Below are 23,493 nucleotides of genomic sequence, written 5' to 3'. Positions count from 1 at the left end.
CGAAAATTAAAGGTCAAAGAATAAAGCAGATAACTGTATAAATAAATTATGTTATATTCGACAGGCTTTGTGCCAGTCAGAACAAAATATATAAAGTGAGGATATTTAATATGAAGGTTTTAGTTATTAACTGTGGCAGTTCATCATTGAAGTATCAGTTGATCGATTCTGATACAGAAGAACTTCTTGCAAAGGGCTTATGTGAACGTATCGCTGTAGATGGAAGACTTACCCATACAACGACAGGAAAAGAGAAATATACAAAGGATCTTCCTATGCCGGATCATAATGCAGCAGTCAGCTATGTATTAGAAGCATTAACAGATAAAGAGACAGGCGCGATCGCTGATCTGTCCGAGATCGATGCGGTAGGTCACAGAATCGTACATGGTGGTGAGAAATTTGCTAAGTCTGTTGTGATTACAGATGAAGTAATTGCTGCGATTGAAGAATGTAACGATCTTGCGCCATTACATAATCCGGCAAACCTGATTGGTATTCGTGCATGCCGGAAGCTGATGCCGGGTGTTCCGAATGTCGGTGTATTTGATACAGCGTTTCATCAGACAATGCCGGATAAAGCATATATCTATGGTATTCCTTATGAATATTATACAGACTATAAGATCAGAAGATATGGTTTCCACGGCACAAGCCACAGTTTCGTATCAAAGAGAACAGCAGAGCTTCTTGGAAAAAATATCGAAGATACAAAGATTATCGTGTGTCATCTTGGCAATGGTTCCAGTATTACAGCGGTTAAGGGTGGAAAATCAGTAGATACGACCATGGGTCTGACACCGCTTGCAGGTGTGATCATGGGAACAAGATCCGGCGATATCGATCCTGCCATTATCGAATTCCTTGCAAACAAGACAGGAAAGAATATCGAAGAGATCAATACGATCTTAAATAAAAAGTCCGGTGTTTATGGTCTGTCCGGCGGATTTAGTGATTTCAGAGATCTTGGCAAGGGTATGGAAGAAGGAAATGACAGATGTCGCCTTGCGCTTGATGTATTTGCATATGGTGTCAAGAAGTATATCGGTGCATATGCCGCAGCCATGGGTGGCGTAGATGCGATTGCATTTACAGCCGGTATCGGTGAGAACAATCCATATGTCAGAAATCTTGCAATGACAGATATGGAATACATGGGTATTACGATCGATCAGGAAGCAAATAAGGTTATGGGAGATGAAAAGCTGATCTCTACACCGGATTCAAAAGTAAAGGTATTCGTAGTTCCTACAAATGAGGAGCTTGCGATTGCCAGAGAGACTGTTGCTTTAGTGTAACGAAAAAGAAAAATATGGCAAAAAATATGTGATTTTATCGTTGACAAAGAGTGTTCAAATATGTATAATAACCAATGTGCGATTTTTAGGAGATATTATGTTAATTGATTTATCAGAGATTTTATCGACAGAAGGGCAGGTAAAAGACTACGATGTTACATCTGAATTGAAGGAATTTTCTTTCAACGGAAATGTATATGTAGTCGATAATGTAAAGGATTTTCATCTTACCGCCAGAAATGAAGGAAAGAGAAAAGCAAGTCTTAAGGGTGGCTGTGTTGTTACACTTAAGATGTTATGTGACCGTTGTCTGGATGAAATTACAGAAGATTTTGAAGTGGACATAGACGAGATGATCGATATGGCTATCTTTGAAACAGATAAAGTTGATGAGATCGAGGAATTAGATTATCTGGAAGATCACATTATTAATATGGACATGCTTTTACAGAAGGAACTAATGACTTTAGTCCCGATGCAGATATTATGCAAAGATGATTGCAAAGGTCTGTGCAAAGTGTGTGGAGCAAATCTGAATCATGAAACATGTGATTGTGATGATTTTGTTCCGGATCCAAGATTATCAGTTTTTGCAAACATCTTGAAAGGTTGAGGAGGTGTGATTAATGTCAATTTGTCCAAAGAATAAGAGTTCAAAGGCCAGAAGAGATAAGCGTAGAGCTAACTGGAAGATGACTGCTCCTGCATTAGTAAAGTGCAGCAAGTGTGGCGAATTAATGGTTCCACATAGAGTATGTAAGAATTGTGGTTCATACAACAAGAAAGAGATTATCTCAGTAGGTGAGTAATTATAAATAGAGCTTTCCGAGCGATCGGAAGGCTTTATTTTTTTGCACCGATATCCCCTGTTGACTTTAAGAAAGGCAAAATATATAATAGCTTTGTGTATTTATACGGTCAGAGCAGAGTCCTATTCTGACAAACCCTGGGGTTGGTCTGCGTAGGAGTCTGGACTCCGATTCGTATAATAAGAAATATGGAAACACCGGAAAAGTTCCGGTGTAGAAAGGAAACAGGAATAAGATGAGCGAAGTAACAAGAGTAGTCGTAGATGCCATGGGTGGAGATTACGCACCGGAGTGGATCATAAGAGGTGCCGTAGAAGCAATCAATGAAGGCGCAAAGGCACAGGTAATACTGACCGGTAAAGAAGATGTAATAAAAAAGGAACTTGCAAAATATACTTACGATCAGTCAAAGATCGAGGTTGTAAATGCAACAGAGGAGATCACCTGTCATGAAGCCCCGGTACAGGCTGTCAGAAGCAAGAAGGATTCTTCACTGGTGGTTGGTCTGAATATGGTAAAAAACGGAGAAGCTGATGCGATCATTTCAGCCGGAAGCTCAGGTGCGATCCTTGCAGGAGGTCAGTTAGTAGTCGGACGTTCCAAAGGTGTAAAACGTTCACCGCTTGCTCCATTACTTCCTACATCAAAGGGGTATTCTCTTCTGATCGATTGTGGAGCGAATGTCGACGCGAGACCGGAGCATCTGTTACAGTTTGCAAAGATGGGATCTATCTATATGGAGAATATTGAGCATGTAAAGAATCCAAGAGTTGCGATCGTAAATATCGGTGATGAAGAAGAAAAGGGAAATGCTCTAGTAAAAGAGACATATCCATTATTAAAAGAATGCAAGGACATTAATTTTGTCGGCAGTATCGAGGCAAGAGAGATTCCAAATGGTGCAGCGGATGTCATTGTCTGTGAAGCCTTTGTCGGAAATGTTATCTTAAAATTATATGAAGGTCTTGCAAAGATGCTCCTAGGTGAGATTAAGAATACGATCATGTCATCACTTAAGACCAAGATCGGAGGCCTTCTGATCAAGAGTTCATTAAATGGCTTAAAAGAGCGTTTTAATGCAAAGAACAAAGGTGGCGCACCTTTGCTTGGCTTAAAGGGCCTTGTTGTAAAGATCCATGGTAATTCTCATAACGAAGAGGTTAAGAGCGCTATTTTCCAGTGTATCGATTTCAAGGAAAATGGTGTAAATGAAAAAATTGCCGAGAATATTGGAAAAGAAGTGGCGAAGTAATTATGAATACAGAACGATTTCATAATATAGAAGATATCATTGGGTATACCTTTCGTGATCTGGATCTGCTTGTAACGGCATTAACACATAAGTCATATGCAAATGAACGCAAGATCAATAAGGTAGAATCCTATGAACGATCGGAATTCCTTGGAGATGCGATCCTGGAATTCGTTGTCAGTGAATATCTTTATCAGAATTATCCGGAATATCCGGAAGGAAAATTAACAAAGCTCCGAGCAAGTCTGGTATGTGAATTTACCTTATCCCAGATATCCAAGGAGCTAAAGTTTGGACATTATGTCCTGCTCAGCAAGGGAGAAGATCTGACCGGAGGGAGAAATCGGAACTCGATCATGTGTGATCTGTTTGAGGCGGTTCTCGGTGCAATCTATCTGGATGGCGGATTAGATGAAGCAAAGAAATTTGTCCACCGGTTTCTACTTGATGATGTAGAGACTCATTCACTGTTTTATGATGCCAAGTCAACCTTGCAGGAGCTTGCGCAGAAAGAAGAAAAAACCCTTACTTATGCCTTGTTAGAGGAGAAGGGACCGGATCATAATAAATCTTATGTATCCGAGGTGTGCATTAACGGGGAGCATGTTGCGACAGGTGAAGGAGCATCCAGAAAGGCTTCGGAGCAGACGGCAGCATATAATGCACTGTTACAAATAAAGAAAAAGCAGGGTTAATATATGTATTTAAAAAGTATTGAAGTAAACGGCTTCAAATCATTTGCAAATAAAATCGTATTCAAATTCAATCATGGAATAACCTGTATCGTTGGACCGAATGGTTCGGGAAAGAGTAACGTGGCGGATGCTGTCCGCTGGGTACTTGGTGAACAGAGCGCAAAGAGTCTCCGAGGCTCTAAGATGGAGGATGTAATCTTCTCCGGTACACAGCTTCGTAAGCCACAGGGTTCTGCTTATGTAGCGATCACGTTAGATAACAGTGATCATCATCTGCCGATTGATTATAATGAAGTAACGGTTGCCAGACGTGTGTATCGTTCGGGAGAGAGTGAATATCTTATTAATGGAACAGTCAGTCGTTTAAAGGATGTAAATTCGCTGTTCTTTGATACCGGTATCGGTAAAGAGGGATATTCCATTATCGGACAGGGTCAGATTGAGAAGATCTTAAATGGTAAACCGGAGGAACGACGGGAACTGTTCGATGAAGCGGCAGGAATCGTAAAATTTAAAAAGAACAAAGCGGCAGCCGAGAAATCATTAGAAGCAGAGCGTGACAATCTAAGTCGTGTCAATGATATTTTATATGAGTTGGAAAAGCAGGTCGGTCCATTACAGAAGCAGTCAGAAACAGCGAGAAAATATCTGCTGTTTAAGGACGAACTGAAGAAACTGGATATCAATGCCTTTTTCCTTGAAATGGAGCATTTAAAAGAGATTCTTGATAAAGATACAGAGAATCGGGAAATCTTAAATAATGATCTCACGCAGAATAAAGAAGAACTGGAGCATACAAAGGAAGAATATGAGCGTATTGAGCAGGCATTAGAGGAGATCAATCAGGCAATCGATGCATCCAAGAATCAGGTGCATGAGCTCCGGTTAAAGAATGAACGTTTGGAAGGTGAGATCAATGTTATCAACCAGCAGATCTTGAACTCCCGACAGAATGATAAGAATATACAGGAACAGATCGACAGGATCAACCGTCAGCGGGAAACTGACCGGAAAGAGATGGAGAATTATCAAGGACAAAAGGATGCCCTTGGAGATCAGGTTTCAACCATTTCCGGTTCTCTGGATACTGCAAAAGGAGAAAGCAGCCGCTTGGATGCCTATATCCATGAATGTCAGGATAAGATCGAAGAATGTAAATCCGACATCATCGAATATATCCATGAGAGTGGAAATCTTCAAGCGAAGGTCGGAAGATATGATGCGATGCTTGAGAACATCAACTTCCGTAAGACCCAGTTAAATCAGAGATATCTGCAATTTAAAAGTGATGATAATAACGACCGGAAGGAACATGATGAGTTACAGGTAAAGCTATCTGTATTGGATCAGAATGTATCCGGCATTATCAAGGAACTCGAAACTGCAGAAAAGGATCTGGAAGAAAATCAGAGCAGAAATAAGGTCAATCGTGAGCGGATACATAATACAAACGAAGAATTATCAGCGACCAGATCCAAGATGGAAGCACTCCGGAATATTACAGAACGCTATGATGGCTATGGCAACAGCATCCGTCGTGTTATGGAGCAGAAAAAGAACAATCCGGGCATTATCGGAGTTGTTGCTGATATAATCGATGTCGATAAGAAGTTTGAGGTTGCTGTCGAGACAGCACTTGGCGGAAGTATTCAGAATATTGTTACAGAGGATGACAGCACGGCAAAGAAGATCATTCAGTTCTTAAAACAGAACAAATATGGTCGTGCAACATTCCTTCCGTTGAATACGATCACAGACCGTGGTCAGGTTCGAAATGAAGTTCTGTCAGAACAGGGTGTGATCGGTATCGCATCTTCTCTGGTAAAGGCTGATGCGAAGTTTGACCGTCTTGTTAAGAACCTGCTTGGCAGGATCGTGGTTGTAGATAATATCGATCATGCACTTGCAGTTGCGAGAAAATATAATCAGTCTCTGAGACTGGTTACGATCGAAGGTGAACTGATCAATCCGGGCGGATCAATGACAGGTGGTGCGTTCCGTAATTCCAGTAATCTTCTTGGACGAAAGAGAGAATTGGATGAGATCAGGGAAAAGATCGATGAGTTAAATCTGATCGCAAAGGATGCAGCCGGACTGGATGAAGAATTAAAGACATCAAGAGATGCACTTCGTGCGCAGATTGAGACCTTAAATACAAGACTTCAGCAGGCATATCTTGAGAAGAATACATTGTCTTTAAATATGGAGCAGGTAGCATCCAAGCTTGCAGAATCCGAGAAAGCATTTGCATCGATCCAGAAAGAAATCAATGAGTTGAACAGTCAGATAGCGGAGATCAATACAAATAAAGATCAGATTGCTGATAATAATAAGAAGCATGAAGCTGCCAAGGTTCAGTGTGAAGAAATGATCAAGGAACTGGAAAGCAAGTCTATCGAAGCACAGAGTAAGCTTGCAGCAGCAAATACAAAGGTATCTGAATTGTTGATCGAATATAACTCGGTAAAACAGAAGGATGACTTTATTCAGGAGAATATAAGACGTATCCGGCAGGATGATGAGAAATTACAGGAAGAACTGGCATCCTATATAACACAGGTACAGGCGACAGGCACAGATATCACGAAGTTAGAAGAACAGGCAGAGGCGATCCGCAAGACGATCGAGGAAGATTCCGATGAAGTATCTGATCAGGAAGAACAACTGGCAGCATATCATAAAGAACGGGATGATATGACAGCCAGTCATAAAGAATTCTTTGCAATCCGGGAAGAATTATCCGAGAAGATCGCAGGTCTGGAAAAGGCAGTATTCAAGCTTGATTCAGCGATTGAGAAGAATACAGAGAAGTCGGATGAACTGTCGAATTATATGTGGGCAGAATATGAATTGACATTAAATATGGCGGCAGAGTTCCGGGATGAGGAATTAAACGATCTTTCATCTTTAAAGAAAGAGATTACTGCAGTAAAAGCAAAGATCAAATCACTTGGTGATGTCAATGTCAATGCGATCGAGGACTATAAAGAAGTATCAGAACGATATGAGTTCTTAAAGGGACAGCATGATGATATCGTTCTTGCAGAGAAGAATCTGTTAGATGTGATCGAGAAATTGAATGTATCCATGCAGGAACAGTTCAATACGAAGTTCAAAGAGATCCAGGTTATGTTCGACAAGGTCTTTAAAGAGCTGTTCGGTGGTGGACGAGGCGCACTGGAACTGGTCGACGATACCAATCTGTTAGAGACCGGTATCCGTATCATTGCACAGCCGCCGGGAAAAAAATTACAGAACATGATGCAGCTTTCCGGTGGTGAAAAGTCACTGACTGCGATTGCACTGTTATTTGCGATCCAGAGTCTGAAACCATCACCATTCTGTCTGCTGGACGAGATCGAAGCAGCACTGGATGATTCAAATGTAAGACGATTTGCACAGTATCTGAACCGACTGACAAAGGACACACAGTTTATTGTCATTTCACATAGAAAGGGAACCATGGAAGCAGCCGATATCCTGTATGGTATTACGATGCAGGAAAAGGGTGTATCCACTCTGGTATCCGTAAATCTGATCGAGAACGATCTGGACAAATAAGGAGGTACAAGCTATGGCTGAGGAAAAGAAGGGATTTTTCAAACGATTAAAAGAAGGACTCAGTAAGACAAGAAATAGTATCGTAGACAGTTTTTCTTCCGTGTTCGGAGCATCCCATATTGATGATGATTTTTATGAAGAACTGGAAGAGACATTCATCATGGCTGATATGGGATATGAGACAACGGAAAAGGTGATCGAGAACCTGAAAGAACGTGTCAAGGAGGCCAGGATCAAAGAACCTGCGGCATGCAAGGAACTGATCATCAATATCATAAGAGATCAGATGATGGTGGATGAAAGTGCATATGATTTTGAAAAGAAAAAATCAGTTATACTTGTGATCGGTGTAAATGGTGTCGGTAAGACAACTACGATCGGTAAGCTGGCGGCCCAGTATAAGAAGAGCGGTAAAAAGGTTCTGATCGCAGCCGCTGATACATTCCGTGCAGCCGCAATCGATCAGTTAAAGACCTGGGCGGATCGTGCAGGTGTAGAGATGATCTCTCATAATGAGGGTGCAGATCCTGCGGCAGTTGTATACGATGCGGTATCTGCTGCAAAGGCAAGAAATACCGATATCTTATTGATCGATACAGCCGGAAGACTTCATAATAAAAAGAACCTGATGGATGAGCTGGCTAAGATGCGCCGCATCATTTCCAGAGATTATCCGGATGCAAATGTAGAATCCCTGATCGTGTTAGATGGAACGACCGGACAGAATGCATTAGAGCAGGCAAGACAGTTCAGCAATGTAACGGAGATTGATGGTATCGTGATCACAAAGTTAGACGGTACAGCCAAGGGTGGTATCGCGATTGCAATTCAGGCAGAATTGAATGTTCCGGTTAAATTTATCGGAATCGGTGAGAAGATTGACGACTTACAGCGTTTTGATCCGTCCGCATATGTGGAAGCACTGTTCTCAGGCTTTGACGAAGACCGAAGCGAGCTTGACATTCTTATGGATGGAGCTGATCTATAATTATGAAAATAGTGCAGTTTATTATAGTAGCTGTTTGGAAATAAAAAAGATATGACAATGGTGGATGATAACTGTCTGAATATGAAATACAGAAAAAGGAGACTGACAATGGCAGAAGAACTTACATTAGAGAAATTTGAAGAGGCATATAATATAATTAAAAAAGTTGTTTTACCAACAAAGCTGGTAGAGAGCGAATATTACAGCAACCTGACAGGAAATAAAGTATTTTTTAAACCGGAAAATATGCAGCTTACCGGAGCATATAAAATCCGTGGAGCATATTACAAGATCAGTACGCTGACAGACGAAGAAAGGCAGAAGGGTCTGATCACTGCATCAGCCGGAAATCATGCACAGGGTGTTGCATATGCAGCAAAAGCATATGGGGTAAAAGCAACAATCGTTATGCCATCGTCAACTCCTCTAATCAAAGTAAACCGAACCAAATCATATGGAGCAGAGGTTATCTTATATGGAGATGTATACGATGAATCCTGCGCATATGCATTAGAGCTTGCAGAAGATAAGGGTTATACCTTTATTCATCCATTCGATGATCTGGATGTTGCGACCGGACAGGGCTCTGTTGCAATGGAGATCATCAAGGAGCTTCCGTTTGTAGATTATATTCTTGTTCCGATCGGTGGTGGCGGACTGGCTACCGGTGTATCTACACTTGCCAAGATGATGAATCCGAATATCAAAGTGATCGGTGTAGAACCCGCAGGTGCAAATTGTATGCAGGTTTCTTTGAAAAATAAGAAAGTAACGACACTTCCAATGGTAGACACGATCGCAGATGGTACGGCAGTTAAGACTCCGGGATCAAAGATCTTCCCATACATTCAGAAGAATCTGGATGGCATCATCACCGTAGAGGATAATGAGCTGATCGTCTGCTTCCTTGATATGCTTGAAAATCATAAGATGTTGGTTGAGAACTCCGGCCTGCTTACCGTTGCGGCCTTAAAGCATCTGAATGTGAAAGGACAGAAGGTTGTCAGCATCTTAAGTGGCGGTAATATGGATATGATCACATTTGCATCCTTAGTACAGCACGGATTGATTGCCAGAAGCCGTATCTTCACAGTTTCAACCTTGCTTCCGGATAAGCCGGGCGCGTTGATGAATATTTCCAAGATCATTGCAGATTTACAGGGAAATATCATCAAACTGGAGCATAACCAGTTCGTATCGATCAACCGTAATTCGGCAGTTGAACTTGTGATCACACTGGAAGCATTTGGTCCGGAACATAAGCAGCTGATCATTAATACGCTTGCAGAACATGGTTACAGACCAAAGGAAAAAATGACAACAGGAATTTATAATTAATGATAAATGTAACTGTAAACGGAACAGAACAGATCAAATGTAATAAAGGAGATAATTTGTATCAGGTATTGACTGCGGCAGGACATGTCTTTGCAGGAAACTGCGGCATGAAAGGACGCTGTAACCGGTGTCTGGTATGGAATCAGGATACTGGCAGTTTTGTAAAAAGCTGCCAGTACATTGTAGATAGGGATATCTCGATACGGCTGGAGGAAGAACAGCTTACCGGTATCACAGGGCATAAGATGAATCTGCCAACCGAACAGAGAAAGAAGTCTGTTACTTCCGCATATGGCATTGCCATTGACATCGGTACGACTACGATCGGTATGGAGCTTGTGGATCTGAACGAGAAAGCGGTTAAATGCTCATTCAGTACGCTTAACTCACAAATTGCGACAGGTGCTGATGTCGTAGCGAGGATTCAGGCGGCAGATACAAAGGAAGGTCTGGAGCATCTGCGGTCACTTTTGTTTTCGGATATTCAAAAGGGTGTTGACCATATGCTTATAAATACGCCGAAAGCTGTAGATCATATCCGCAGATATGTTCTGGCAGGAAATGCAACGATGCTTTCGATCGCAGAAGGGCTTACGACAGAGAATCTGTTTGGATACCCGTTTACACTTAAGAATTCGGATATCCGGGTGATAGAACAGAATGACTTTATCGCTTCTCCATCTTTTGAGAATGCGGCTTCGGATGTTATCTGTCTGCCGAATATTGCGGCATTTTCCGGCGCAGATATTGCAGCAGGCGCAGTTGCCGCAGAGATTGATCGGGATTTCTCATATCGTATGCTGATCGATCTTGGAACAAACGGGGAGATCATTCTCTGTAATAAGGAATACGGAGTGGCGACCTCTGCTGCCTGTGGTTCGGCGTTTGAAGGATGTTTTCGAACAGCAAATATATTCGGATCGAATATATTTGACATGCTGGCATTACTGTTAAAACGGGGACAGATGGATGCAGATGGAGTGCTTGCGGAACCATATTTTGAATCCGGTATCTCGATGGGTAACAATATGAAGATCGACATGGAGACGATCCGGGCATTTCAGCTTGGAAAATCAGCGATCCTTTCAGGAATTCTGATGCTTGTAAGAGAGATCGGTATTGAATTTTCCGATATCGCTGAAGTCTGTATTGCGGGAGGTTTTGGATTTCATCTGAATCTGACAAATGCAGTTACACTGGGACTATTTCCGCAGAGCTTTCAGGGAAAAATGAAGGTTCTTGGTAATACTTCACTTGAGGGTGCATATTTGTCCTTGATTGAACCGGGTTTTATTGATACAATAAACAGGTTTAAAGAGAAGATACGTTATGTGGATCTGAGTAATCGTTCGGATTTTAATACAATATATATCGAGCATCTGCCGTTTCGGACATATTAGACCGGAATATGTATGGAAGATAGAATAAGCTGATATCCTGAAAGCTTTTTCATACATTTTGGAGATGTAGAGTTGAGGCGTAGAATATGGATTTACTGAGTATCGCCAGCGGTAGCAGCGGGAACTGCTATTATGTAGGCAGCGAAGAGACACATCTGCTTGTAGATGCAGGTGTGAGTGGTAAGAAAATTGAATCAGCGTTAAATGAGATCGACCGAAAGCCTTCGGATCTGAATGGAATCCTTGTGACACATGAGCATATCGATCATGTGAAAGGACTGGGCGTTATGGCGAGGAAGCATGGCATACCGATCTATACAACTGGGGGAACGATCTCAGAGATTAAGAAAATGTCATCCGTTGGAACGATTGATGACAGCTTGTTCCATGAGATCGAACCGGATGAACCATTCTTTATCAACGATCTGTCGATCGATGCATCAGCGATCTGGCACGATGCTGCTGATCCGGTATGTTACAGTATCAGTGACGGAAAAAGTAAATTTTCCATTGCAACAGATATGGGGAATTATGATGAATATGTTGTAAATAAATTAAAGAATTCCGATATCATGGTGATCGAAGCAAATCATGATATACGGATGCTTCAGGCGGGACCGTATCCGTATTATCTGAAGCAACGTATTCTGGGAAACCGCGGACATCTGTCTAACGAGCGTTCCGGGCAGTTGATAAAGGCGTTGTTAAACAGCCATATCAAAGCAATCCTGCTTGGTCACCTGAGTAAGGAAAATAATTTTGAAGAGCTGGCATATGAAACGGTAAAGCTTGAGCTTTCAGATAATGAATATGCATCGGATGTCAGGGAATTCGGTCTAGAGGTAGCGAGGCGCGACCGGCCCGGTGCTTTGCTCACAGTCGGAAATTAATAATAATGAATTGTTTTTCAGTCAAAAATACTATTTGAAGAAGATTCTTTTGCATATCAAAAGAATTAATTATAAAACCAAATAAATGGTGATATATAGGAGGATACATACATCATGAAAAAAAGAATTATTACAGTAGTTGGTAAAGACAGCATCGGAATCACAGCAAAGGTCTGTGTATACCTTGCAGAGAACAGTGTCAATATCCTTGATATTGCACAGACAATTGTAGGCGGGTACTTCAATATGATGATGGTCGTTGATATACAGGAATCTTCAAAGTCAACAGAAATTATCGCAAATGAGCTGAAAGAGATCGGTGATGAGATCGGTGTACAGATTAAGGTACAGCATGAGAAGATCTTTGAAACCATGCACAGAATCTAAGATTTAGAATAGAAATAGGCGAAAAGAGGTCACACTATGATTAGTATAAATGAAGTAATTGAAACCAATGCCATGATCAGCAAGATGAATCTGGATGTCAGAACGATCACAATGGGTATCAGCCTGTTAGACTGCGTTGGTGCGGATGTAGGAGAAACCTGTGAGAAGATCTACACCAAGATCACAACAAAGGCAAAGGATCTTGTATTTATCGGAAATGATATCGGAAGAAAATATGGTATTCCGATCGTAAATAAAAGAATCTCGATCACACCGATCGCATTGATCGGAAGCTCTGTTTGTAAGTCAACAGATGATTATGTAACGATCGCAAAGACCTTGGATAAGGCTGCAGATGCCGTAGGCGTAAACTTTATCGGTGGTTATTCCGCTCTTGTATGTAAGGGCATGACTCCATCCGATGAGCTTCTTATCCGTTCCATTCCGGAAGCACTTGCATGTACCGGTAAGGTATGCAGTTCTGTAAATGTTGGTTCTACAAAGACCGGTATCGATATGGATGCTGTAAAACTGATCGGTGAAATGGTAAAAGAGACAGCAGAGCTTACAAAAGAGGAAGATTCCCTTGGATGCTGTAAGTTCGTAGTATTCTGTAATGCACCGGATGATAACCCGTTTATGGCTGGTGCATTCCACGGTGTTACTGAGGGCGATTGCGTTATCAATGTCGGCGTCAGCGGTCCCGGTGTTGTTAAGAGTGCATTGGAAGAAGTTCGTGGTGAGAACTTTGAGGTTCTTTGTGAAACGATCAAGAAGACAGCATTTAAAGTTACAAGAGTTGGACAGCTTGTTGCAAAGGAAGCATCCGAGCGTCTCGGTGTTCCGTTTGGTATCGTAGATCTGTCACTTGCACCTACACCTGCAATCGGAGACAGTGTCGGTGAGATCCTTGAGGAGATCGGTCTGGAATATGCCGGTGCTCCGGGAACTACAGCAGCACTTGCCTTATTAAATGATCAGGTAAAGAAGGGCGGTGTTATGGCTTCTTCTTATGTTGGTGGTTTAAGCGGTGCATTTATCCCTGTCAGCGAAGATCAGCGTATGATAGATGCTGTATCAGCAGGAGCACTTTCCCTTGAGAAATTAGAGGCAATGACCTGTGTATGTTCAGTTGGACTTGATATGATCGCAATTCCCGGTGATACATCAGCAGCTACCATTTCCGGTATCATTGCAGATGAGATGGCACTCGGTATGATCAATCAGAAGACAACGGCTGTACGTCTGATCCCTGTTATCGGTAAGGGTGTTGGTGATCAGGCTGAATTTGGTGGACTGCTTGGCTATGCGCCGATCATGCCGGTCAACCGGTTTTCATGTGAAAAATTTATTAACCGTGGAGGCAGAATCCCTGCGCCTATCCACAGTTTCAAGAACTAATATAAATAACGGAGAACAAAATGAGAAAGCTTGCATTATCAGATGAGATTTTAATGAGTATCGAAAAACCTGCCAGATATATCGGAGGGGAATATAACAGTGTCATGAAGGACAAGGAACAAGTCGATGTCAGATTTTGCATGTGTTTCCCGGATGTGTACGAGATCGGAATGTCCCATCTCGGCATCCAGATTTTATATGACATGTTCAACCGGAGAGAAGATACCTGGTGTGAACGTGTCTATTCTCCGTGGCCGGATCTGCATAAAGTTATGAAAGAACAGCACATTCCGTTATTTGCCCTGGAATCTCAAGATCCTTTAAAAGAGTTTGATTTTCTTGGAATCACTCTTCAGTATGAGATGTGTTATACGAATATTTTACAGGTGCTTGATCTGGCTGAGATACCGATCTGGTCGAAGGACCGGAAAAAAGGGGATCCGATCGTGATCGGAGGAGGTCCCTGTTCTTACAATCCGGAACCGATCGCTGATTTCTTTGATATTTTTTATATCGGAGAGGGCGAGACGGTGTATGGTGATCTGATCGAATTATATAAGATCTATAAACATTCCGATATGACAAGAGAAGAATTCCTGATCAAGGTGTCACAGATTCCGGGGCTTTATGTGCCGGCTCTTTATGATGTCACTTATCATGAGGATGGAACGATCGCATCCTTTGGACCAAAATACGAAGAGGTTCCAAAGACGATCCTTAAGCAGGTAGTTACGGATATGTCATCTGCTGTCTATCCGGAGAAGCCGGTTGTTTCTTATATGAAGGTTACACAGGACCGTGTTGTATTAGAGATCATGCGTGGCTGTATCCGTGGATGTCGGTTCTGTCAGGCGGGTATGATCTATCGTCCGACCAGACCGAAGGATGTAAACGTACTGAAGCATTATGCAGAGGCTATGTTAGACAATACCGGTCAGGAGGAGATTACCTTCAGTTCGCTTAGTTCCAGTGATTATCAGTCACTTCCTGAGCTTACGGACTGTCTGATCGAGAAGATGGACAACAATCATGTCAATATCTCCCTGCCATCTCTCAGAATCGATGCATTTTCCCTTGATGTTATGCAAAAGATTCAGGATATCAAGAAGAATTCCCTGACATTTGCACCGGAAGCCGGAACACAACGATTAAGAAATGTTATAAATAAAGGTCTGACGAAAGAGAATATATTAAACGGTTCGTTACAGGCGTTCCTTGGCGGCTGGAATAAGGTCAAACTGTATTTTATGATGGGACTTCCGACAGAGACTTATGACGATATTACAGGTATTGCTGATCTATCAGAGGAGATCAGTGAGCTGTATTTTGCAAATATACCAAAGGAGAAGCGGGATGGCCGTGTCATGGTATCGGCTTCCGCATCTTATTTCGTACCAAAACCATTTACACCATTCCAGTGGGCGCCGATGATAACACCGGAGGAATTCCAGAAGCGTGCGTATTTTGTAAAAGATAAATTCCGCGAAGCAAAGAACCACAAGAGTCTGAAATTCGCATATCATGAGGCGGATATTACGATTCTTGAAGGACTGCTTGCCAGAGGTGACCGCAAGCTCTGTCAGGTGATCTACGATGTCTATCAGTCAGGACAGATCTTTGATGCGTGGACGGAATATTTTGATAAATCAAATTGGGACAATGCGCTTGAAAAAAATCATATTGATATCGGCTTCTATACCTATCGTGACAGAAGTGTAGATGAGATCCTTCCGTGGGATTTCATAGATATCGGAGTGACAAGAAAGTTTATGGAAAAGGAATGGGAGCGCGCACAAGCAGAGGTCGTTACACCAAACTGCCGGATGCAGTGTTCCGGCTGCGGCGCAGCAAAGTTTGGAGGAGGTGTTTGTTTTGAAAATAAGAATTAAATACTCCAAGCTTGGGAATCTGAAATTTATCGGTCATCTGGATGTCATGCGATATTTCCAGAAGGAGATCCGTCGGGCGAAGCTGGATATCAGTTATTCCAAAGGTTATTCCCCGCATCAGATCATTTCATTTGCAGCTCCGCTTGCACTTGGAATTACATCGGATGGTGAATATTTTGACGCGGAATTTAATTCTGTGACAACTTCGACTGAGATGATTGAAGCTTTAAATGCGGTATCCGTTGATGAGATACATGTTACGAAATGTGTGCAGATCCCGGAGGATGCAAAGAATGCTATGTCGATTGTTGCTGCATCGGATTATGAGATCACATTTCGGGAGCAGAATGATCTAAGCGAAAAGCTGCTTGCTTCTGTGGATGAACTGAATAAACAGGACGAGATCATTGTATTAAAGAAAACAAAAAAGAGTGAAAAAGAAGAAAATATCCGTCCGGGTATTTTAAAGCTGGAACGGAGAGGTGACGGTATCTATATGCTGTTACAGACCGGAAGCGTCTATAACCTGAAACCGGAATTGGTGATAAAGGCATTATATGACCTTTGCGGTGAGACCTATGATTTCTTCCAGATTTATATTCACCGTCTGGAAACCTATTATGACAAAGACGGCTCATTACAGCCGCTTTATATGGCAGGTGAAGAATTCTGATGAATAAGCTTGTAATAACAAATTATGAAGATCATATACTGGAAGCTGTTTATTCAGATGGGAAGCTGTCTGATCTGATGTTATTTGACCGCCAGTCCATTTTATCGAATATCTATGTCGGCAAGGTGGAAAATATCGTGGCCAATATTGACGCTGCTTTTGTCGATATCGGCACAGGGCTTCCATGCTATTACAGCATCAGTGATAATAAACATATATTTTTAAATGCAAAAAAAAATTCTGTGTTAAAAGCCGGAGATGAGATCCTTGTGCAGGTGAGCAAGGACGCGATCAAGACAAAGAATCCGGTCGCCACATCAGAGATCGAGTTAAAGACAGAAAATCTGCTTGTAAATACATCAGGCAGGATCGGTATATCCGGAAAGATCCGAAAGAAAGAGACAAGAGATCATCTGCACCAACTGGCGAAGAGAGTATTGCCGGATGGATTTGGCTGTATCTTGCGGACAGTATGTCAGGAACTGCCGGATGAAACAATATTGTCTGATTTAAGCGAACTATCCAAACAATTAAAACAGATCATACAGACAGCAAAGACCAGAACCTGTTATTCCTGTCTGTATAAGAATGATGCAGAATATCTCGATTATTTTATATTAAAGCATAATGCCGGACTTCAAGAGATCGTAACAGATCAGAAGCTGGTGTTTGATGAATTTGCAATGTATCTGTCGGAAAAACAGATCACGGATGTGAAGCTTACCATGTATAATGATAAGAATTGTAATCTGTTGACTTTATATAATCTACCAAGAGATCTGGAAAACTTGAAAAAAGAACGGGTCTGGATGAAGTCGGGTGCCTACCTGGTGATCGAACAGACGGAGGCAATGGTCGTGATCGATGTAAATACCGGTAAATCGGTCGATAAACATTCCTTTGAGGAGCATCTGCTCCGTATCAATTCTGAAGCGGCAGTAGAGGTGTGCAGACAGTTAAGACTGCGAAATCTGTCGGGGATCATCGTAGTTGATTTTATAAATATGAAGCAGCCGGGCTCGATGGATGTTATAAAAGATATTCTCGAACAGGAGCTTGCAAAGGATTCTGTTCCTGCAGCATTTGTGGATGTTACTAAGCTTTCCCTGGTGGAACTGACCCGAAAAAAAATTCGCAAATCGTTGAAAGAACAGTTGACAAAATAAAACCAAAATGGTAAAGTGTACTAGTGTGCCGCACAGTGAGGTATAAGTTTGCATATTTTTATGCGACACCATAACTGGCGAGTTTGATTAAGGAGGTAAACCCTATGTACGCAATTATAGCAACAGGCGGTAAGCAGTACAAGGTAGCTGAAGGAGACGTAATCAGAGTTGAGAAGCTTGGAGCAGAAGCTGGCAGCGAAGTAACATTTGACGACGTTATTTTAGTAAGTACTGATTCAGACGTTAAATGTGGTGATGCAGTTGCAAACGCAACCGTTACAGCATCTGTAATTGGTGATGGCAAGGCTAAGAAGGTAGTTGTTTACAAGTACAAGAGAAAGACTGGCTATCATAAGAAGAATGGTCACAGACAGGCTTATACACAGGTTGAGATCAAGTCAATCAACGCATAATCTGTTATGATAAAGGTAACCATTTATAAAAACGCTAATTCAGACACAATGGGATTTTATGTATCCGGTCATGCAGGATATGCAGATTCAGGATCTGATATCGTATGCAGTGCTGTATCGGCACTTGCGATCACAGTTGTGAATTCTGTTGAACGCTTTTGTGAGGAAGCATTTCATGTAGACAGCGATCAGAAAAACGGAGATATGAAGTTTCTGTTTGATGAACAGCCGGGACATGATGCCTTACTGATCATAGGAGTGTTTGAGACAGGTATTACGGATATCAGTGAATCCTATAGTGATTTTGTTTGTATAACCTTTAAGGAGGTGTAATTGAAATGATGAAGATGGAACTTCAGTTTTTTGCTCATAAAAAAGGTGTTGGTTCTACTAAGAACGGCAGAGATTCCGAGTCTAAGAGATTAGGAGCTAAGCGCGCTGACGGTCAGTTCGTTAAGGCTGGAAACATCCTTTACAGACAGCGTGGAACAAAGATTCATCCAGGTCTTAACGTTGGTATCGGCGGAGATGATACATTATTCGCTACAGCTGATGGTATCGTTAGATTTGAGAGAAAGGGTAGAGATAAGAAGCAGGTTTCTATTTACCCTGTAGTAAATGAGTAATATTACTTAGTTTATGCATGTTATTAGCCGGAGTAAATATAGTTTATTCCGGCTTTTTCTTTACATACGGATGTATGTATAAAGGAGGAAAGCAATGTTTGCAGACAGAGCCAGAATATTTATCAGAGCAGGAAAAGGCGGAGACGGACATGTATCCTTCCGTCGGGAGAAATACGTGCCGGACGGAGGTCCGGATGGCGGAGATGGCGGCAAAGGTGGAGACGTGATCTTTGTAGTAGATGAAGGTTTGAACACCCTGACTGATTTCAGACATATAACAAAGTACAGAGCACAGGATGGCGAACCGGGCGGTAAGAGAAACTGTCATGGCGCAAATGGTGCAGATGTTGTATTAAAAGTTCCACCTGGAACTGTCATTAAGGATTCTGAGACAGGGAAAGTGATCCTTGATATGGCAGATAAGAAAGAGCCGGTCGTACTGTTAAAGGGTGGACGAGGCGGACGAGGTAACCGTAATTATGTTACGTCAACCATGCAGGCTCCAAAGTATGCACAGCCGGGACAGCCGGCAAAAGAATTGATCGTTGATCTGGAACTTAAGTGTATCGCAGATGTCGGTCTTGTTGGTTTCCCAAGCGTAGGAAAATCAACATTTCTTGCAAGAGTTACAAATGCAAGACCAAAGATCGCAGAATACCATTTTACGACACTGACACCGAATCTTGGCGTAGTAGATCTCGGAGAGCATAACGGATTTGTTATTGCAGATATTCCGGGAATCATCGAAGGTGCAGCAGAGGGTGTCGGACTTGGTCTGGAATTCCTGCGTCATATCGAACGTACAAAGGTGATCATCCACATTGTCGACGCAGCTTCGATCGATGGCAGAGATCCGGTGAATGATGTAAAGATCATTAATGAAGAATTGAAAAAATATAATAAAGATATCGAAAGCCGTCCAACGGTTATAGCTGCAAATAAGATCGATGCCTTAGACGAGATCGGTTATGAGACCGTGATCGAGATGTTAAAGGAAGAATTTGAAAAAGATGGTGTAAAGATATTCCCGATCTCAGCAGTATCCGGCAAGGGTATTTCCGAGCTTTTATGGTATGTCAACGATCTTGTAAAGAATGCACCGGATGATGTAGTCGAATTCGAACCGGAGGTTGATCTCGATTTCCATGATAATCCGGATCTTCCTTTTGAGGTCAGCTACAATGAAGAAGATGACGTATATGTGATCGAGGGACCTCGTATTGAACGTATGCTTGGATATACGAATCTGGAATCAGAAAAAGGATTTGAGTTCTTCCAGAAATTCTTAAAGACAAACGGTATCTTAGGCCAGCTGGAAGCGCTTGGAATCGGCGAAGGTGATACTGTTCGTATGTATGGACTGGAATTTGACTATTATAAATAAAGATAAATGTGATAACAAACCGGCAGGCGATCCTGCCGGTTACAGGATATAAGTTAGGAGTATACTATGACAAGTAAGCAGAGAGCATATTTAAAAGGACTGGCAATGAATATCGATCCAATCTTAAACATCGGTAAGAGTTCCCTGACACCGGAATTTACACAGTCTGTAAATGAAGCGTTAGAGGCAAGAGAGCTGGTTAAGATCTCAGTATTAAAGAATTGTCTGGATGATCCGAGAGAAATGGCTGCCATGATCGCAGAACGTACCAAATCAGAAGTCGTTCAGGTTATCGGCCGTAAGATCGTATTCTATCGTCCATCCAAAGAGCATAAGAAGATTGAACTTCCAAAATAATATGAAAGATCAGAATATGAAGATTGGAATTTTAGGCGGCAGCTTTAATCCGGTTCATAACGGCCATCTGGAGCTTGCAAAACAGGCTCTGGAGCAGTTTGCACTGGATCAGATCTGGCTGATGCCGAATCATATCCCGGCATACAAGAAGTGGGACAGATCGGTTACAAATGAAGACAGACTCCATATGGTAGAACTTGCAGTAAAGGATCATGACGGACTTCGTTGTTCGGATCTGGAATTACAGCGTGGCGGAGTTACCTATACCGTTGATACACTGGCACAGCTACATGAACAGTATCCGGATACGGAATGGTATTTTATCATGGGTGGGGATTCGATCCTTGCATTTGACAGCTGGAGAGAGCCGGGCAGGATTCTTTCTCTCTCTAAATTGATCGTTACAACGAGAGATCAGATCCAGGCGGAAGATGTCGATGCTAAGATCCGGCATTTAAAGAAAATATATGCAGATGCGGATATCAGACAGATGCAGATCCATCCGGTTGATGTGTCATCGTCCGGCATCCGGGAAGCTGTTAAAACCGGACAGGATATATCAGGAGCTGTACCAATGGCTGTATGCCGCTATATTAAGGAATATGGTCTATATCAGACGGATGAAAACCTTGATTAAATCCTTGATCAACAGACAAATAATTGACGCAGATTGGTAAAACAGTATAATATAGTGCAGGAATAGTTTACAGGAGAAGGGGCAGAACAATGAACAGACAGGAAATGAGAGAGAAACTTCAGAAGAAACTGACAGATCGAAGATTTGAACATTCATTAGGAGTAGAATATGTATCTGGCTGTCTGGCTATGGTACATGGTGTAAATGTAGAAAAAGCACTGACTGCCGGACTGTTACATGATTGTGCAAAGTGCCTTTCACCAGAAGAAAAGATCGAGCGTTGTACGAAGAATAATCTTCCAATCAGCGAATGTGAATATAATAATCCTGAACTCCTACATGCCAAGCTTGGGGCATTTTATGCAAGGGAAAAATATGACGTAAAGGATCCTGATATCCTGTCTGCGATTGCATGTCATACCACAGGAAAACCGGCAATGAACATGCTTGAGAAGATCCTGTTTGTTGCAGATTATATAGAGCCGAACCGGAAACCATTAAAGGAGATCGAGGAGATCCGGAAGGAAGCATTTGCCGATATTGACAAATGTATCGTTCATATCCTGAAAAATACTTTATCGTATCTTGATACTACAACGGATGATACCGATCCGATGTCGATCGATACCTATAATTATTATGTTGCTCACCAGGCGGTAGCGGATAAGCTGAAAGAAGTCGATATTTAAACAGGCAACAATAAATAAACGAATGGGATACAATATTAAAACCAATATACAGAGCAGGAGGAGCGTCATATATGAATACAGCACAGGAAATGGCAGCAATTGTTTATAAAGCCCTGGATGATAAAAAAGCCTTTGATATTAAGATCCTTGATATTAAAAAGATCTCTGCTGTAGCTGATTATTTTGTTATTGCAGACGGAACAAACAAGAATCAGGTACAGGCGATGTGTGACAGTGTGGAAGAAGAAATGCACAAAGCCGGATATTCTTTAAAAAGTGTGGAAGGATATTCACAGGGAGGATGGATTTTGTTAGATTATTATGATATAATTGTTCATATCTTTTCGGATGAGGCACGCAGATTCTATGATATAGAACGTATCTGGAATGATGCAGCCGATGTAACAAAGAATTTACTTTCATAGATATGTTTTTGGGGTAGGTATGAACGATAACAGATTATTAAAAGACAATTATATAAAGATCAATCATATAGCAGCGAAGTGTATGCGTTTTTTTGTTGCACTGGTAGTTGCGTTATGGGCATTCGCATTTTTCAGCAGAGAATGTAACCTTGTGGTGGTTACGATATGTATGGTTCTCTGCTGTATTTTTTCGCTTATTCCGACGCTTGTTATTGACTTTTTCAAGCATGACAGGAATGAGGCGATCAAGTATGTAGTTATATGTATCGCAGTTTTTAACTGTATGATATTGAGCTCTGTATTTTCCCATATGGCATTAGTTGTCTGGATCTTCCCGATTCTGCTGACATCTTTATATTATAATAAGACGCTGGTTGTATTTACCGCGCTGATGTCTACTGTCGGTGTTATTCTTGCAGATTTTATCAATCTTACATACTGTGATTTCATGGTTGCGCCGATTTATATGGACTATACAGACAGCATGGTCTTGTCGGTATTTCCATGTGTGATCACAATCCTGATCCTGTCACTTGTTGCATATTTCATTGTATCCAGAAACTCTACGATGCTGAATTCTGTAATTGATAACGCAGAAGAAGTAAAGAGCAATCAGAAAGAGCTGATATTTGCATTTGCTGAATTATCCGAGAGTAAATCCAAATATACAGGAGAACATATCAAGCGTGTAGCAGATTACATGCGGGTGCTCGGAAAGGCATCCGGTTTTGATGATGATTACGTGGATAAACTGTCAACGGCTGCCATGATGCATGACATCGGAAAGCTTATGATCAGTGAGGAGATCCTGGATAAGCCCGGTAAACTGACAGATGAAGAATATGCGATCATGAAAAGCCATGTTCTCTATGGTGATGCACTTCTGGAGCATTGTCCGGGTGAGATCATGCAGATTGCAAGAACGATTGCAAAGGAGCATCATGAACGCTGGGACGGAACAGGATATCTAGGTATGAAGGGTGAGGAGATTGCCTATATCAGCCGTTTAATGGCGGTATGTGACGTTTTTGATGCGCTTACCTCTGAACGGTACTACAAGCGTGGATGGTCCGTAGAAGAGACGTATAATGAGATCGTAAGTCTATCCGGAAAACATTTTGATCCGCAGGTTGTAGAGCTGTTCAAGCAGAACTTTGATGCATTCAAGGAGATCGCAGAGAGACAGCCGGATAAACAGGTATATTAAGAGAGAGA

Annotated in this window: 24 protein-coding genes; all 24 read left to right on the top strand. The window is 41.8% G+C overall.

What is annotated here, in order from left to right:
- Positions 1-110: 110 nt before the first annotated feature.
- The 24 genes from CLOL250_RS04190 (at position 111) to CLOL250_RS04075 (ending at position 23,485) form a co-directional block, all read left to right on the top strand.
- On the top strand, positions 111-1,298 hold the full coding sequence (locus CLOL250_RS04190) for an acetate/propionate family kinase (protein WP_008400892.1): 1,188 nt from the start codon (positions 111-113) through the stop codon (positions 1,296-1,298).
- Between the two features lie 97 nt (positions 1,299-1,395).
- Positions 1,396-1,911 carry a YceD family protein gene (locus tag CLOL250_RS04185; RefSeq protein ID WP_008400891.1) on the top strand — a complete coding sequence of 172 codons (516 nt, stop codon included), beginning with the start codon at positions 1,396-1,398 and terminating at the stop codon, positions 1,909-1,911.
- Between the two features lie 13 nt (positions 1,912-1,924).
- The gene (gene rpmF / locus CLOL250_RS04180; protein ID WP_008400890.1) at positions 1,925-2,107 is read left to right on the top strand and encodes a 50S ribosomal protein L32; all 183 of its coding nucleotides are present in this window, start codon (positions 1,925-1,927) and stop codon (positions 2,105-2,107) included.
- A gap of 235 nt (positions 2,108-2,342) precedes the next feature.
- A complete protein-coding gene (gene plsX / locus CLOL250_RS04175) occupies positions 2,343-3,359 on the top strand; it encodes a phosphate acyltransferase PlsX (protein ID WP_008400889.1) in 1,017 nt (338 codons plus the stop codon).
- Between the two features lie 2 nt (positions 3,360-3,361).
- On the top strand, positions 3,362-4,054 hold the full coding sequence (gene rnc / locus CLOL250_RS04170; protein WP_008400888.1) for a ribonuclease III: 693 nt from the start codon (positions 3,362-3,364) through the stop codon (positions 4,052-4,054).
- A 3-nt stretch (positions 4,055-4,057) separates the two neighbouring features.
- Complete coding sequence (gene smc, locus CLOL250_RS04165; protein ID WP_008400887.1) at positions 4,058-7,615, top strand: chromosome segregation protein SMC; 3,558 nt, start codon at positions 4,058-4,060, stop codon at positions 7,613-7,615.
- A 13-nt stretch (positions 7,616-7,628) separates the two neighbouring features.
- Positions 7,629-8,603 (top strand): signal recognition particle-docking protein FtsY, encoded by a 975-nt coding sequence (ftsY, locus tag CLOL250_RS04160; RefSeq protein WP_008400886.1) that lies wholly within the window; start codon positions 7,629-7,631, stop codon positions 8,601-8,603.
- A gap of 108 nt (positions 8,604-8,711) precedes the next feature.
- The gene (gene ilvA, locus CLOL250_RS04155; RefSeq protein ID WP_021943901.1) at positions 8,712-9,941 is read left to right on the top strand and encodes a threonine ammonia-lyase; all 1,230 of its coding nucleotides are present in this window, start codon (positions 8,712-8,714) and stop codon (positions 9,939-9,941) included.
- Entirely contained in the window at positions 9,941-11,341 is a 1,401-nt protein-coding gene (locus CLOL250_RS04150) for an ASKHA domain-containing protein (RefSeq protein WP_008400883.1), read from the top strand. Before ilvA ends, CLOL250_RS04150 begins: the two co-directional genes overlap by 1 nt.
- Positions 11,342-11,427: 86 nt before the next feature.
- Complete coding sequence (locus CLOL250_RS04145) at positions 11,428-12,231, top strand: MBL fold metallo-hydrolase (RefSeq protein WP_008400882.1); 804 nt, start codon at positions 11,428-11,430, stop codon at positions 12,229-12,231.
- A 114-nt stretch (positions 12,232-12,345) separates the two neighbouring features.
- Positions 12,346-12,618 (top strand): ACT domain-containing protein, encoded by a 273-nt coding sequence (locus tag CLOL250_RS04140; RefSeq protein WP_008400881.1) that lies wholly within the window; start codon positions 12,346-12,348, stop codon positions 12,616-12,618.
- A 36-nt stretch (positions 12,619-12,654) separates the two neighbouring features.
- Positions 12,655-14,019 (top strand): PFL family protein, encoded by a 1,365-nt coding sequence (locus CLOL250_RS04135; protein ID WP_008400880.1) that lies wholly within the window; start codon positions 12,655-12,657, stop codon positions 14,017-14,019.
- A gap of 20 nt (positions 14,020-14,039) precedes the next feature.
- The gene (locus CLOL250_RS04130) at positions 14,040-15,908 is read left to right on the top strand and encodes a TIGR03960 family B12-binding radical SAM protein (RefSeq protein WP_008400879.1); all 1,869 of its coding nucleotides are present in this window, start codon (positions 14,040-14,042) and stop codon (positions 15,906-15,908) included.
- Complete coding sequence (locus CLOL250_RS04125) at positions 15,892-16,581, top strand: TIGR03936 family radical SAM-associated protein (protein WP_044944973.1); 690 nt, start codon at positions 15,892-15,894, stop codon at positions 16,579-16,581. The genes CLOL250_RS04130 and CLOL250_RS04125 overlap by 17 nt, the downstream gene beginning before the upstream one ends.
- A complete protein-coding gene (locus CLOL250_RS04120; protein WP_008400877.1) occupies positions 16,581-17,747 on the top strand; it encodes a ribonuclease E/G in 1,167 nt (388 codons plus the stop codon). The genes CLOL250_RS04125 and CLOL250_RS04120 overlap by 1 nt, the downstream gene beginning before the upstream one ends.
- 104 nt (positions 17,748-17,851) lie before the next feature.
- Positions 17,852-18,160 (top strand): 50S ribosomal protein L21, encoded by a 309-nt coding sequence (gene rplU / locus CLOL250_RS04115; RefSeq protein ID WP_008400876.1) that lies wholly within the window; start codon positions 17,852-17,854, stop codon positions 18,158-18,160.
- 6 nt (positions 18,161-18,166) lie between these two features.
- On the top strand, positions 18,167-18,493 hold the full coding sequence (locus CLOL250_RS04110) for a ribosomal-processing cysteine protease Prp (protein ID WP_008400875.1): 327 nt from the start codon (positions 18,167-18,169) through the stop codon (positions 18,491-18,493).
- Between the two features lie 5 nt (positions 18,494-18,498).
- Entirely contained in the window at positions 18,499-18,786 is a 288-nt protein-coding gene (gene rpmA / locus CLOL250_RS04105; RefSeq protein WP_004850948.1) for a 50S ribosomal protein L27, read from the top strand.
- 94 nt (positions 18,787-18,880) lie between these two features.
- On the top strand, positions 18,881-20,170 hold the full coding sequence (gene obgE, locus CLOL250_RS04100; protein ID WP_008400873.1) for a GTPase ObgE: 1,290 nt from the start codon (positions 18,881-18,883) through the stop codon (positions 20,168-20,170).
- 66 nt (positions 20,171-20,236) lie between these two features.
- Positions 20,237-20,527, top strand: coding sequence for a ribosome assembly RNA-binding protein YhbY (gene yhbY, locus CLOL250_RS04095; protein WP_008400872.1), 291 nt, complete (start codon positions 20,237-20,239; stop codon positions 20,525-20,527).
- A gap of 1 nt (position 20,528) precedes the next feature.
- Positions 20,529-21,164: a nicotinate-nucleotide adenylyltransferase gene (gene nadD, locus CLOL250_RS04090; RefSeq protein ID WP_008400871.1), complete on the top strand. Its 636-nt coding sequence runs from the start codon at positions 20,529-20,531 to the stop codon at positions 21,162-21,164.
- 89 nt (positions 21,165-21,253) lie between these two features.
- On the top strand, positions 21,254-21,853 hold the full coding sequence (yqeK, locus tag CLOL250_RS04085) for a bis(5'-nucleosyl)-tetraphosphatase (symmetrical) YqeK (RefSeq protein ID WP_008400870.1): 600 nt from the start codon (positions 21,254-21,256) through the stop codon (positions 21,851-21,853).
- A gap of 71 nt (positions 21,854-21,924) precedes the next feature.
- The gene (gene rsfS, locus CLOL250_RS04080) at positions 21,925-22,278 is read left to right on the top strand and encodes a ribosome silencing factor (RefSeq protein ID WP_008400869.1); all 354 of its coding nucleotides are present in this window, start codon (positions 21,925-21,927) and stop codon (positions 22,276-22,278) included.
- A gap of 19 nt (positions 22,279-22,297) precedes the next feature.
- Positions 22,298-23,485, top strand: coding sequence for an HD-GYP domain-containing protein (locus CLOL250_RS04075; RefSeq protein WP_008400868.1), 1,188 nt, complete (start codon positions 22,298-22,300; stop codon positions 23,483-23,485).
- Positions 23,486-23,493: the final 8 nt, after the last annotated feature.

It is taken from the genome of Clostridium sp. L2-50 (genome assembly GCF_000154245.1).
Taxonomy (GTDB): Bacteria; Bacillota; Clostridia; order Lachnospirales; family Lachnospiraceae; genus Coprococcus.
The sequence above is the reverse complement of the archived record's forward strand: the minus strand, read 5'-3'. Positions and strand labels throughout refer to the sequence as shown.